This window comes from Lentzea fradiae, from assembly GCF_900100955.1.
GTDB classification, from domain to species: domain Bacteria; phylum Actinomycetota; class Actinomycetes; order Mycobacteriales; family Pseudonocardiaceae; genus Lentzea; species Lentzea fradiae.
This window is the reverse complement of the sequence record NZ_FNCC01000005.1, coordinates 506245-519109: the sequence shown is the minus strand read 5'-3', so window position 1 is coordinate 519109 and position 12865 is coordinate 506245. Positions and strand designations below refer to the sequence as shown.

Sequence of the window (12865 nt, the reverse complement as noted above, 5' to 3'; positions counted from 1 at the left end):
CGCATCCCGCTCTCCACGTCCCGAGCCCCGAGCCCCGAGCCCCGAGCCCCGAGCCATCGTCCGCCAGCCGCCAGCCGCATCCACGGGCCCACGTCTCACCGGTCCGCGTCCCGCCTGCCCCACATCCCGCCGGTCCACCGCCCGCTCAACCCGCGTCCCTCCACGGCCGTGCCCCGCACAAGCGTATCCCGAGCCGCGCCCCGCCCGAGCTGTCCCGCGCCACATCCCACGCACGCCGTGTCCCCAGGCAGGCCGCATCCCCGCTGACACCATGTCCCCTGCCCAGCCGCGCCCACCGAGGCGGCGGCCAACTCCCCCACCGCACTCCTCCACGCCCGCCCCGAAGCGAGCGCCGTCACCCGAACCGGTGAATGCCGATCCCGTTCTGCCCCAACGAAGGCGACGGGGCCCGACATTGTCAGACCCCGTCGCTAACGTCCTTCCCGAGCGCTCAAACAGGGCGTCGCAGCACCTGGCAGAACATCGCGTCGGTTCCGTGCAGGTGCGGCCAGAGCTGCACGTGCGGCCCGTCCCCGAGGTCCGGAACTCCGGGGAAGAGCTCGCGGGTGTCCAGCACCTCGGCCCCGGTCTTGCGGGCGACGTCCGTCACGATCCCGACGGTCTCCGAGAGATGAGGTGAGCACACGACATAACCCACGACGCCGCCAGGTCGCACCAGTCGCAACGCCTCGGTGAGCAGCTCCCGCTGCAGCTTCGTGAGCGTGCCGACGTCGGTGGGCTGGCGCCTCCACCGCGCCTCCGGGCGCCTGCGCAGTGCACCGAGACCGGTGCAGGGCGCGTCGACGAGCACGCGGTCGAACGCCCCTTCGACGAAGTCGGTCTCGCGGCCGTCGGCCACGTGCACGGTCACCGGCAAACCCGAGGTGATCTTGCGCACGAGCTCGGCGCGGTGGGGTGCCTTCTCGACGGCGATCAGCTCGCCGCCCTCGAGGCCGACCAGTGCGGCCAGCAGAGCGGCTTTGCCACCAGGACCGGCGCAGAGGTCCAGCCAGCGGTCGTCCGTGCCCTCGATCGAGGCGCGCGTGAGGGCCAGGGCGCACAGCTGGCTGCCCTCGTCCTGCACGTTGGCGAGGCGTTCCCGGACGGGCTCGAGGTCGCCCGGGTCGCCCGCCCCGGCTTCCAGGTGCACGCCGTAGGGCGAGTACGGCGCCACGTCGCCACCGGTGATGGCGGCCAGCTCGTCGGAGCTGACCTCGCCGGGACGTGCCACCAGGTGCACGGCCGGCCGGGCGTCGTCGGCTTCCAGGGCCCGCTTCAACGGCTCGTCGCGGCTGCCCAGGGCTTCCGCGAACGCTTGCGCGATCCAGCGCGGGTGGGCGTGGGTGAAGGCCAGGTTGCCGACCGGGTCGGCGTCCGGGTCGGGCGCGAGCTCGTCGACCCACGCCGCCTCGTCCTGCTCCGCGACCCGGCGCAGGACGGCGTTGACGAAGCCCGCGATGCCGGACCCGAGCTCGGCGCGGACGAGGTCGACGGTGGACGCGACCGCCGCGTGCGACGGGATTCGCGTGCGCAGCAACTGGTACGTGCCGAGTCGCAAGGCGTCGAGAGCCGAACCGTCCACTTCGGACAACGGCCGGTCCGAGCACGCCTCGATGACGGCGTCGAGCAGCCCCTGCGCTCGCGCCGCGCCGTAGGCGAGCTCGGTGGCGAGGGCCGCATCACGGCCGGTGATGCGGCGTTCGCGAAGCATCTGCGGCAGAACGAGGTTCGCGTACGCGTCGCGCTGGCGCACCGCTCGCAACGTCTCCAGCGCGGCCAGCCGCGCCGGGTCCTCGACAGGCGGCCTGGCCGGTCCGGTGCGCCGGCGCGGCGGGTGTGGCCTGCGCGGCCCCGACGGCTTGGAGGCGCCCCGCGAGTAGTTGGTCATGCGCTGTACTCCACTACTTCGGGCTCCCCTGCTTCGGCGCGGACGACGCGCGCCGGGTTCGTGACGGCTGTCAACGGTTCGCGGACGTGCACCACGTGCGCGCGGTCAGACATTGGGCCGGCGCACACATGCACGCCGTCGGGCATCCAGCCCGCGTGCGGGTGCACCACGTGCGCGCGGCCAGGGATTCGGCTCGCGTGTGCGTGGGCGGGCGTCCGGCTCGCGTGTGCGTGCGCCGTTCGCGCCTGCGTCCGGGCAGGCGCGGCGATGGCGCACGCCCTGGTCCGGGAACGCCTCATACGACGCGCTCCCCGGCCTCGATGCGGACGCCGCGGGCCCAGTCGGTGGCGGCCATCCGCTTCTTGCCCTGCGCCTGGACCTCGCCGAGGGCCACGGCGGTGGTCGCTGTGCCCACGAGAACGCGCTTGCGTTCGACGAGCACCTCTCCCGCGGGCAGCTGCACGTCGTCCACGGGGGTGACGGGGCCGAGCTTCAGGCGCTCGCCCCGGAACTCGGCCCACGCGCCGGGTTCGGGCGTCACGGCGCGGGCCAGGCGGTCCACGGCGGCGGCGGGCGTGGTGAAGTCGAGGCGCGCGTCCTCGACGGTGATCTTCGGGGCGTAGGTGACGCCGTCGGAGGGCTGTTCGACGGCGCGCAGCGTGCCGTCCCCGATTCCGTCCACAGTGGACACCAGGAGGTCCGCGCCCGAGATCGACAGGCGGGTGAGGAGGTCACCGGAGGTGTCGCGCTCGCGCACCTTCTCGGTCACGACGCCGAACACCGGGCCGGCGTCGAGCTCCTTCACGATCCGGAACGTCGACGCGCCCGTGATGTCGTCGCCGTTGCGCACGGCGGCCTGCACCGGCGCGGCGCCGCGCCACGCGGGCAGCACGGAGAAGTGGAGGTTGACCCAGCCGTGCTTCGGCACGTCGAGGGTGCGCTGCGGCAGCAGGTTGCCGTAGGCGACCACCGGGCAGAGGTCGGGGGCGAGTGCGCGCAGGCGGTCGAGGAAGTCGGGGTCGCCCGCCTTCGCGGGGGTCAGCACCTCGATGCCGTGCTCGTCGGCGAGAGCGGCCACCGGCGAGCGCTCCAGCCTGCGGCCACGGCCGGAGGGGGCGTCGGGGCGGGTGACCACGGCGACGACGTCGTGGCGCGAGGAGTCGATGAGGGCGCGCAGCGAGGGAAGTGCGACCTCGGGCGTGCCGGCGAACACGAGTCGCATGGTCAGCTGGACCTGCCGAAGAGTGGGTGCGGGCTCTGCTTCAAGGTGGGAACCGTACCGTCGAACCAGTCGGCGCGCCGGATTTCCTTCATCGCCAGCTTGCGCGTCTCGGCGTCGAGGCGGTCGAGGAACATCACGCCGTCGAGGTGGTCGGTCTCGTGCTGGATGCAGCGCGCCAGGGTCTCGGTGCCCTCGACCTCGACCGGCTCGCCGTGCATGTTCCAGCCCTTGGCCACCACGTGCAGGTGGCGCTTGCAGTCCCACTGCATGCCGGGGATCGACAGGCAGCCCTCGGGGCCTTCCTGCATCTCCTCGCCGACCACGTCCCACGTGGGGTTGACGAGGTGGCCCGCGAAACCGTCGCAGTGGTAGGTGAACACGCGCAGCCCGACGCCGAGCTGAGGCGCGGCGAGTCCCGCTCCGCCCGCGTCCTGCATCGAGTCCCACAGGTCCTTGACCAGGGTGCGCAGTTCCTTGTCGAAGTCGACGACCTCGACAGCGGGGGTGCGCAGCACCGGGTCGCCGAACAGACGGATGGGTTGGACGGTCACGCAAAGCTCCTCGTGGTGGACTGGAGGTCAGTCTACGAGGAGAGCGGTCAGTGTTCGGACGCGCTGCCGAGGAAGATCACGCTCACCAGCGCCGCGAGGAAGTGGCCGGTGAAGCGCAGGGCGGTCAGCACGGGCCGCAGCAGCGCGTGGAAGTCGAGGTGGGCTGCCGGGGCGTGGGTGACAGTGGTCGTCGTCATGCCGTCAATGGTGCCGTTCCCGCAGGTCAACCCACATCGGTCTGCGGTAGCGGGGCGGCATCGGCCCGAGGTGGGAAGATCACGCGCCGCACTCGGCCGAAAGGTGGAGTCCGGCGGATCGTGTGGCTGATGTCGCCGACGCGGCTGATACGGCTCGTGCGGCGGATGCGGCCAAGCCGACCGTCCCGGATGGGAAGCCGCGTACGCCGAGAGCCAACCCACCCCTGGCCGGGGGCCGAACCGGGGCCACCGGGTGGCGAAACCGGACCCGCCGAGTGCCGAAACCGGGGCCGCCGGGGCGGGCATCCCCTCTGAGATGGGCGTCCCCTCCGGCGGGGCGCCCCCGAGGGTGGTGGGCGTCCCCGAAGGGTGGTAGGCGTCCCCGGCAAGTGGTGGGCGTCGCTCGACGGTCCGGCCCCTGCGCGAGTCCGCCCGCGAAGCACCCTGTCCTCGGCCGGAGGCTGACCGGCCGGAGTGCGAGGGCTCGCCGCTCCAGCCGGTCAGCTGACGGACTGACGTGCTCAGCCCACCTTCACGACGCGGGCCGCTCCTCCGCCGCGCCGGGTCGGTTCGGCTACCGCGCGCCAGCGGCCGTCCTTGGCGCGTTCGACGGCCGTGGCGGCGCCGATCTCGGCGTTCTGGCTGAACCTGTGTCCGATGGCCTGCAGGCCCGCGGTGCTCGCGGCGGCGAGGAACCCCGCCTCGGCCGGGGTCGTGGCCGCGTTGCGCTGGGAGGCGCGCGGGGCCGCCACCGCGTCGAGCAGGGACAGCTCGCGGTCCAGGCGTCCGGTCAGGATCTGGATGACGGTGGTGATGATGGTCGCGCCACCCGGTGAGCCGACGGCCAGGACGACCTGGCCGTGGTCCAGCACGATCGTCGGGGCCATCGACGAGCGCGGGCGCTTGCCGGGGCCGGGCAGGTTCGGGTGCGGGACGCCGGGGGTCGGTGCGACGAACTCGAAGTCGGTGAGCTCGTTGTTCAGCAGGAAGCCGCGGCCGGGGACGACGATGCCGCTGCCGCCCTCCGCCTCGATGGTGAGGGTGTAGGCGACGACGTTGCCCCAGCGGTCGGCGACGGTGAGGTGGGTGGTGCGCTCGGCGTCCTCGCGCTGGGCGGAGAGGCCCGCGGTGGCCTGGCACGGCTGCGGGTTGCGCGGGTCGGCGGCGGGCTGCGGGGCCGGCAGGACGGCGTCGGGCTTGATCAGGCACGCGCGGGTGTCGGCGAACTTCTGCGAGAGCAGGCCGTCGGCCGGCACTCGGGAGAAGGCCGGGTCGCCGATCCACCGGAGGCGGTCGGCGAAGGACAGCTTCGACGCCTCGATGAAGCGGTGCAGGTACTCGACGTCGGTGGCTTTCGAGAGGTCGGTCGACTCGAGGATGTTGAGCGCCTCGCCGACGGTCGTGCCGCCGGACGACGGGGCGGCCATGCCGTAGACGTCGAGGCCGCGGTAGGTCGTGCGCGTCGGGTCACGGCGTTCGACCTGGTAGCGGGTCAGGTCGGAGAGCTTTATGTCGCCGGCGCGGACGTTGCGGGCAGAGCCGGGGACGACCGGGGGCTTGCGCACGGCGTTGACGAGGTCGCGGCCGATCGCACCACCGTAGAGCGACGCGAGCTCGGTGCGGGCCAGTTCGCGGTAGGTGTCGGCGAGCTGCGGGTTGCGGAAGGTGCTGCCGACGGCGGGTGGCTGACCTCCCGGCAGGTAGAGGTCGCGGGTCGAGGTGAAGTCGGCGAACCGGGCGGCGTTGTTGACGATCTGCGTGTTGAACGTCTGGTCGACGAGGAAACCGCGGCGCGCCAACGCTTCCGCGGGCGCCAGGGCCTCGCGCAGGTTCAGCGTGCCCCACTTGCGCAGTGCGAGCTGCCACGTCTTGGGCGTGCCGGGAACGCCGACGGACAGGCCGCTCGTCATCGCCTCGGAGAACGGCAGCGGGGCGCCGTTCTCGACGAAGAGCTGGTCGGTCGCGGAGCGCGGGGCTGTCTCACGCCCGTCCAAGGTGGACACGCGACGGGTGCGGGCGTCGTAGTACATGAAGAACCCGCCGCCGCCGATGCCCGCGGAGAACGGGTCGGTGACGCCGAGCGCGGCGGCAGTGGCGACGGCGGCGTCGACGGCGTTGCCGCCGCGGCGGAGCACGTCGAGGCCGATCTGGGACGCGTCCGGGTCGACACTGGAAACCGCGCCGCCCCACCCGACCTGCTCGGGGACGCGCGGTGGTGGTTCCGCCGCTCCTGCCTGGGCAGGAACGACCATTACGACGGAGAGTGTCAGTGCGGCAACCGTTCGCAACATGCCAGAACTTCTACTCCGTTGTGACCGGATGGCAACACCCCCTGCCGTGGGCCTATGGTGCGGGCGTGTCGATCGATCTTGACCAGTTGCGCACGGATTTCGCGAACACCCCGCTCGACGAGGCCGACCGCGAGGAGGTTCTGCACCTGTTGCTGCGCGAGCGGCGCGAGGGTGACGCGGACCTGCTGCGCCACCTGCTCGCCCAGGAGACGGCCGCCCACCGCGAGGGCTGGGGTGTCAGCGAGGCGCTCACGCTGGCGGCGCTGCTGGTCGCCGAGTCCGGGCGGGAGGAGGACGTCTGGGCGTTGTGGGACGCCAAGAACGCCTCCTTCGACACGATGGCGGGCCTCGACGGCTTCCTGCTGTTCCCCGCGGGCATCGCGGGCACGACGGCGCACGTCATCGCGCAGGAGCAGCACCCGGACCGCACCGACCTGATGACCTACATGGCCGAGTACCTCGGCTACGAGAAGCTCACCGACGAGGACATCCGCGAACACGTCGCGGGCCTGCGGTCCCACTTCGAGAACTGAGCCGGAACCGGGCCCGGCGGCGTCAGAGGACCTCCAGCGGGTCGAGCTTGATGCGCACCAGGTCCTGTTCCTTGCGGGCGGTCCGCACGGCCTGTGCCTCGGCCAGCACGGCGGCGAGCTGACGCCCCTCGGCTCGTGAGACGCGCACCAGCGCCCGTTCCTTCGTCTCGTCCTCCCCCAGCGGCACCGGCCCGAGGACCTCGCCGGTCGGTGGCAGGTGCAGCTCGTCGAGCAGCGCGTTCACCGCGTCCGGGGTGCCGTCGACGGTCGCCATCCGCACGGCGGGCGGGAAACCCAGCTCGGTGCGCGCGGCGAGCTCCGTGGCGGCGTGCCACACCGGGTCCCACCGCACGAGCGCCTGCACCGGGGTGAGCGCCGAGTCCGCGATGACGACCACGCGCCCGTTGCCGGGACGCACCAGGCCCGCCGCCGTCATCCAGCGCCGCAGCGCCTCCTCGGACGCCCGCAGGTCGGCGCGGCCCAGCAACGCCCAGCCGTCGAGCAGCAGCACGGCGCCGTACCCGCCTTCGGCCACCGGCTCGGCCCCCGGCGTCGCCACGACCAGCGCGGGTTTGCCGGGCACCTGGCTCAGCACCTCGTCGGCGCCGCTGGTCCGCACCGGGAAGCCGGGGAACGCCCGCCCGAGCTCCTCCGCGGTGCGCCGGGCCCCGATGATCTGCCCGCGCAGCCGGCGCGACCCGCACGTCGGGCACCGGAACCCCGCCTCGGTCGCCGCGCACCACCGGCAGTAGGCGGGCTTGGGCAGCCCGTCCTCGGTGCCGCCGGGCAACGCGAGCGGTCCCGCACACCTCCGGCACCGCGCGGGCCCGCGGCACTGGCCGCACGCGAGCGCGGGCACGTAGCCACGCCGCGGGACCTGGATCAGCACCGGCGAGTCGGCGAGCGCGAACCGGGCGGCGTCGAAGGCGATGGACGGCAACCGGGCAGTACGCGCGGCCGGGTCCTTGACGTCCTGCCACTCGTTGTCACCGACAGACACCACACGAGGCGCGACGGCCCGAAGCGTCTCGCGCGACGCGACGATCTCGTGCGCCCAGCCGGTCTCGACCAGCAGCTGGGCCTCCGCGGTCCGGGCGAACCCAGCGACCAGCAACGCCGCACCGCTCATGTGGGCACGCTGCACCAGCACGTCGCGCACGTTCGGGTACGGCGACCGCGGCTCGACGTGCAGGTCGTCACCGTCGTCCCAGACGACCAGCAGCCCGGGGTCCTCGACCGGCGCGAACGCCGTCGCACGCGTGCCGACGACGACCCGCGCCACCCCTCGCCGCACCGCGAGCCAGCGCTTGTAGCGCTCCGACGGCCCGAGGTCGGCCGCCAGCGTCACGACGCCCTCGATCAGCCGGGAGCACGCCTCGCTGACACGGGCGGAGTCGCGGTGGTCCGGCACGACGATGACGACGCCACGCCCGGTCGAGGCGACCGCGGCGGCGGCTTCCGCGAGGCGGGCGGGCCAGTCCTCGGCGGGCAGGGCCTGCCAGACGGCGTGGGCGGGGCGGCCCTCGCGGAGGGCTTCGAGGTACTTGGGGCCGCGGGGGTAGCGGGCCCAGGCGTCGGCGGGGACGGGTGGGAGCTGGGACCGCGGGGGGTGCGACTGCGGGGGGTGGGGGTCTGACGAGTGCTCACGCCGAGGTTGGCGGGCGGCTGGCTGACTGGCGGGTGCCTGGCCGGCGAGTGACTGACCAGAAGGCGGGTGGTCCGCTGGAGGCTGGTCTGTCGCTGGATGACCGGCGGGTGGCGAACCGGCGGACGACTGGTCGGCGGACGACTGGTCGACGGACGGTGCGGTGGTGGACGGTTGGGCAGCCCGCGGCTCGGCCGTTGCCGACTCGGTGGAGGACGGCTCGGTGGAGGACGGCTCGGCGGAGGACGGCTCGGCGGAGAACGACTCGGCTGGGAGCTGGTCAGCCGGGTGCGGGGAGGGTTCGGCGGAATCGGGGGATGGGGCGGTCTCGGTCGTTGCGGCGGGTGAGGGCGCGCCGCCGGAGACGGTGCCGGTGGGTGTGGTCGCGGTGGCGTCGGAAGGGTCGGCGGCACCGGTTGATGTCTTGGCATCAACTGATGCACGGACACCGGCAGGCGTGGCGGCAGCGAGTGGCGCCTGAGTCTGCGCGGCCGGCTCGGCCGAAACCTCGGCCGCCATCCCGGGTGACTCCGCGGGGGGTGCTTCGCTCACCCACGCCGGTACCTGCGGCAGAGGGGCCGGTTCGCCGGACGGGGCGGCTTCGGCTCTGGCGTGGCGGGGTGGGATGGCGAGGCGCAGCACGTCGATCATGCCGCCCGCGTACCTGTCCGCGACGGCGCGGGCCAGGGCGGCTATCTCGGGCGCCAGGACCGGCTCCGGGGAGACGACCTTGTCGAGGAAGGCGAGTTTCTTGCCGTACTCGGAGCTTTCGGCTCGTTCCAGGAGGTAGCCGTCGACCAGCTGGCCCGCGAACCGGACGCGGACGCGGCAGCCCGGTACGGCGGCTTCGTCCAGTTCGGACGGCACCAGGTAGTCGAAGGGGCGGTCGAGGTGGGCCAGGGGCACGTCCACCACGATCCGGGCGACCGGGAGCGACGGTGCGGGGACTCGTTCCCCTTTTCTCGCTCCGGTCTGCGCGCGCATACCCCTGGTGTATCAGACACCCCCGACAGTCACGCGTCACACCCATGCTGAACAGGTCTGTGGTTAGCGTTCGGGCAACGCCCTGTTGTGACGCTTCGGTTCGCAAGCAAGACCGTGCGGACGAGGGGAAACCATCATGAGACTGCGCATTGCCGCCGCGGCGCTCGCTGTCGGGCTGTGCACCGCTGGTGTCGCCCAGGCGGACGACGTGCCGCCGCAGTTCGAGAACAGACCGGCGCCGGCCGCCTGCTACAACGCCGTGTCCACGATCGTGGGTGCCGGGCTCATCGTGGGCGGGCCCGGTGCGGACGTCATCGTCGGCAGCAACGGGCCGGACGAGATCTGGGGGATGGGCGGCGACGACGTCATCCTCGGGCTCGGTGCGGACGACGTCATCCGCGGCGGGGACGGCAACGACCTGGTGTGTGCCGGTGGGGGTGACGACGAGGTGCAGGGCGGGCCTGACCACGACACCGTCTACGGCGAGCCCGGTGACGACGACATGCTGGGCTGGGACGGCATGGACCTGCTGGCCGGTGGCGCGGGCTTCGACCGGGGTGACGGGCAGGCCGGGCTCGACTTCTGCCCGCCGTCGACCGAGGTGGCCGTCAGCTGCTGACGGCGGTCTGCCGCAGCAGGATCTCGGTGGCGGGGTCCGGTCTGACGCAGAGCTCCCGCAACGAGGCCAGCACGCGCGCACGGACCTCCGTCGTCCTTTGTGGATTCCGTGCGCGCAGTGCCGCGGCCAGCGCCAGCCGGTGGGCGCGGGGGTCGAACGGTTCCAGTTCCAGCGCGCGTCCGGCCAGGCTGCCCGCCTGGGCCGGGTCGCCGGTCACGAGCCTCAGCTCGCCCAGTTCCACCAGGTTCTCGACGTGTCTCGCCCGGAGGCGGCCGATCTCGGCCTCGCACAGGTCCGCCAGGTCCGGCAGCGGGTCGCCCCGCCACAGGGCGACGGCCTGGTCGAGCTGGTCCGCGGCGCTCAGGTCGTGGAACGACCACAGGTCTGCGGTCAGCAGCCCGCCCCGGCTGAGCCTGATGGTGTCGCCGTCGGCGCGCAGGCAGTAGCTGGCCTCGCCGCCGGCACGCTCCGGCTCCAGCAGCCGCCGGAGGTGCGTCAGGGTGACCCGCAGGTTCCGCGCGGCACCGGCGGGGTCCAGGTCCGGCCACAGCAGGTCGACGGCCTGCTCGCGGGTGACCACCGGACGCAGGACGAGCAGCCCGAGGAGCTGGCGGACGCGGGCTCGCCGCAGTTCCGGCGCGTCCACGGCCACACCGTCGCGGGTCACCCGCAGGGGGCCGAGGACCTCGACGCCGATCGGGTGGCCGGGCGGCGCCGGGACGGTCGCGAGCAGTTTCGCGGCTCCGGCGGCGAGATCCGGGTCTTGGGCGAGGTCGCGCAGGCGCCGGTGCACGGCCGGTCCGACGCGGTCCGCGAGCCAGGCGCCCAGCTTCGTCCTGCCCGCCGCCGCGTGCCGGCAGGCGAGTTCCAGCGACCACGGCAGCGGCAGGAAGCAGAGGGCGTGCTCCTCCGGCAAAGTTGGCCGCAGATCGCCTCTTCTGGCACGGAGGAACGCCCGGCCGGCCGCCAGGGCACGGCGGTGGGACGTGCCCAAGTCCGTGTTGTCCCAACGGTCTCTCAGCTCGTCGTTGAGGACGTACCCGAGTGTGAGGAACCGACGCAGGTGCCGTTCGGCGACCTTGACGTCCACGGGCCACCTCGCCAGGTGCCGCTTGTAGAGGTCACGCGCGAGCTCTTCCTCACCTCGCACTACGGCCACCGCCGCGTGTGACGCACACGCAAGCACGGCGTCGCGTGGATTCTCCTGCTCTCCAGGGAGTTCGGCGGTGATCTCCCCGAACGACGCGGCGATCACCGTGTGCAGTGCACGGGCTACGAACTCGTCGCGCGCCGTGCTGTCCGGATCGTCACCTTGGAACTCGACGGCTTCCCCGTCGAACCACCTCGCCGTGGCCGCGTGGCGCGACGCGAGGTCGTCGTCCAGCATCCGTTCCGCCAGTTCCGCGGCGTCCTGGCCACGCCCGCACATCGACAGGCAGTGGACGTGGAACCGCGTGGTCGACACCGCCAGCGCCCTGGGCACCTCCGCGACGGGCGCCAGGGCGAGGTGGACGAGTGCCTCTTCCGGTTCTCCCGCCATTTCCGCCGCCACCGCGGAAACGCTGTGCCGCACCAGCCTCAGCACCGGCGAGTCGGTGTCGAGCCGCTGTGCCCTGCCCGCCAGGTCGAGGAGCCGCACCAGGTCTCCCCGCGAATGAGCGGTGATCACGGCCTGCCCCAACGCCGCTGCCGCACCTTCGTGGTCACCGGCGTCGAGCAGCCGGGCGCACGCCCGGTCGACCAGGCCGTCGATGGACGGATCACCGAAGTCGACGGCGTGTGACACCGCTGCCTTCAGCAACAGGAACGCGGGTTCGCCGGCACGGTCGGCGGGCACCGCTTCCAGCCACCGCCGGGCCGTCGTGCACGGCAGCACCGACAGGGTGGTCCGCACCAGGTCCACCGCCAGGCGGGCCAGCAGGTCCCAGTCCCCTGCGCGGCAGGCGATCCGTCCGGCACCGGCCAACTCTCCCCGCGCCACCAACACCTCGACGGCCTTGCCGCGCAAGTGGTCCGTGCGCGTGAGGCCCGACCACAGGTCGTGCGCGCGGTATCTGCCGTCGTCGAGGCGGTTCACCAACGGCACTGTCTCCGCCAGGCGTTCGAGGTCCACCGGAACTCCTGCCACGGAACCGACTTCGTCCTCGGTGGCGCAGCCCAGAACGACCAGTGCCGCCAACGCCGTCCGCATCGGCCCGGACAGGTTGCTCAGCACCTCCTCGGCGGCGTAACGCCACGACGCGGAACGGCCCGCGGTGAGGGAGAGCCGGATGAGCGCGGGCCAGCCGCAGAGGTCGTCGGCAGGGCGGCGGCCGAAACTCCGTGCCAGCGCGGCCGTTTCGGCGTCGGTGAACGCGAGGTCGCCCGTCCTGACCGCGACCACGTCACCGGCCGCCTCCCTCCTGGCCAGCGGAAGAGCGGGGGCGCACCTGCCGGAGAACACCAGGTGCGCGGTACCGGGCAGGGCTCGGACGACGTCCGCTAGCAGTGCGGCGCCGGGTGACCCGTCCGGGAGCTCGTGGACATCGTCGAGGAACAGGCAGACGTCGAGCGGCGCTGTCCGCCGCAACGCCAGTAGCACTTCGGGCGCACCGGGGTCACGGCCGGAGTCACCGAGCGCGTGCAGGATCGCGTGCGCCAGCCGGTTCCCGTCCGCGTGGTCGGGCAGGCACGTCACCCAGGCGTCCACGCCGCGGGGCGCGAGCAGGTTGGCGCGCACGGACTGCGCCAGCGCCGTGGTCTTGCCGAACCCCGCCCCGGCGGTGACCAGGGTGATCGGGCGCGACCAGCGGCACCTCAGCCGGTCCACCAGGCGCGGACGCGGCAGCTCGACGTCGAGCGGGCGCGGCACCGCGCGCAGACCCGCCGTGTTGTCCTCCCCCACGCACAGCGGAGCCGCCCGGTCTGCCTCGAATACGCGGAACGGCCCGCCTCC

Annotated in this window: 9 protein-coding genes; 2 read left to right on the top strand and 7 right to left on the bottom strand. The window is 73.1% G+C overall.

Annotated elements, in window-relative coordinates; all coding sequences use genetic code 11:
- Nucleotides 1–451 precede the first annotated feature (451 nt).
- The 5 genes from BLT23_RS14590 to ggt all read right to left on the bottom strand — a co-directional run bounded on the left by BLT23_RS14590 (nucleotide 452) and on the right by ggt (nucleotide 6149).
- Nucleotides 452–1888, bottom strand: a complete 1437-nt coding sequence (locus BLT23_RS14590) for an RsmB/NOP family class I SAM-dependent RNA methyltransferase (RefSeq protein WP_090049379.1) — start codon at nucleotides 1886–1888, stop codon at nucleotides 452–454.
- Nucleotides 1889–2183: 295 nt separating this feature from the next.
- Nucleotides 2184–3110, bottom strand: coding sequence for a methionyl-tRNA formyltransferase (gene fmt / locus BLT23_RS14585; RefSeq protein WP_090049377.1), 927 nt, complete (start codon nucleotides 3108–3110; stop codon nucleotides 2184–2186).
- A gap of 2 nt (nucleotides 3111–3112) precedes the next feature.
- Nucleotides 3113–3661, bottom strand: coding sequence for a peptide deformylase (gene def / locus BLT23_RS14580; RefSeq protein WP_090049375.1), 549 nt, complete (start codon nucleotides 3659–3661; stop codon nucleotides 3113–3115).
- 47 nt (nucleotides 3662–3708) lie between these two features.
- Nucleotides 3709–3858: a hypothetical protein gene (locus BLT23_RS40720; protein WP_176946744.1), complete on the bottom strand. Its 150-nt coding sequence runs from the start codon at nucleotides 3856–3858 to the stop codon at nucleotides 3709–3711.
- A 521-nt stretch (nucleotides 3859–4379) separates the two neighbouring features.
- Complete coding sequence (gene ggt, locus BLT23_RS14575) at nucleotides 4380–6149, bottom strand: gamma-glutamyltransferase (RefSeq protein ID WP_090049373.1); 1770 nt, start codon at nucleotides 6147–6149, stop codon at nucleotides 4380–4382.
- 65 nt (nucleotides 6150–6214) lie between these two features.
- Here ggt and BLT23_RS14570 point away from each other — a divergent pair, with 65 nt between their 5' ends.
- Nucleotides 6215–6682, top strand: a complete 468-nt coding sequence (locus BLT23_RS14570; RefSeq protein WP_090049371.1) for a hypothetical protein — start codon at nucleotides 6215–6217, stop codon at nucleotides 6680–6682.
- A gap of 22 nt (nucleotides 6683–6704) precedes the next feature.
- Here BLT23_RS14570 and BLT23_RS41650 read toward each other — a convergent pair whose 3' ends face one another.
- Nucleotides 6705–9311 carry a primosomal protein N' family DNA-binding protein gene (locus BLT23_RS41650; RefSeq protein WP_245743954.1) on the bottom strand — a complete coding sequence of 869 codons (2607 nt, stop codon included), beginning with the start codon at nucleotides 9309–9311 and terminating at the stop codon, nucleotides 6705–6707.
- A 136-nt stretch (nucleotides 9312–9447) separates the two neighbouring features.
- On the opposite strand from BLT23_RS41650, the gene BLT23_RS14555 reads away from it, so the two are divergent.
- Nucleotides 9448–9930 (top strand): calcium-binding protein, encoded by a 483-nt coding sequence (locus BLT23_RS14555; RefSeq protein WP_090049370.1) that lies wholly within the window; start codon nucleotides 9448–9450, stop codon nucleotides 9928–9930.
- Here the strand turns inward: BLT23_RS14555 and BLT23_RS14550 are convergent.
- Nucleotides 9920–12814 carry an AfsR/SARP family transcriptional regulator gene (locus BLT23_RS14550; RefSeq protein WP_090049368.1) on the bottom strand — a complete coding sequence of 965 codons (2895 nt, stop codon included), beginning with the start codon at nucleotides 12812–12814 and terminating at the stop codon, nucleotides 9920–9922. The genes BLT23_RS14555 and BLT23_RS14550 overlap by 11 nt on opposite strands.
- Nucleotides 12815–12865 lie beyond the last annotated feature (51 nt).

What these genes read in the sequence shown, in the direction of transcription:
- BLT23_RS14590 (WP_090049379.1), bottom strand. Translation starts at nt 1,888, where the DNA reads ATGACCAACTACTCGCGGGGCGCCTCCAAGCCGTCGGGGCCGCGCAGG.
- fmt (WP_090049377.1), bottom strand. Translation starts at nt 3,110, where the DNA reads ATGCGACTCGTGTTCGCCGGCACGCCCGAGGTCGCACTTCCCTCGCTG.
- BLT23_RS40720 (WP_176946744.1), bottom strand. Translation starts at nt 3,858, where the DNA reads ATGACGACGACCACTGTCACCCACGCCCCGGCAGCCCACCTCGACTTC.
- ggt (WP_090049373.1), bottom strand. Translation starts at nt 6,149, where the DNA reads ATGTTGCGAACGGTTGCCGCACTGACACTCTCCGTCGTAATGGTCGTT.
- BLT23_RS41650 (WP_245743954.1), bottom strand. Translation starts at nt 9,311, where the DNA reads ATGCGCGCGCAGACCGGAGCGAGAAAAGGGGAACGAGTCCCCGCACCG.
- BLT23_RS14555 (WP_090049370.1), top strand. Translation starts at nt 9,448, where the DNA reads ATGAGACTGCGCATTGCCGCCGCGGCGCTCGCTGTCGGGCTGTGCACC.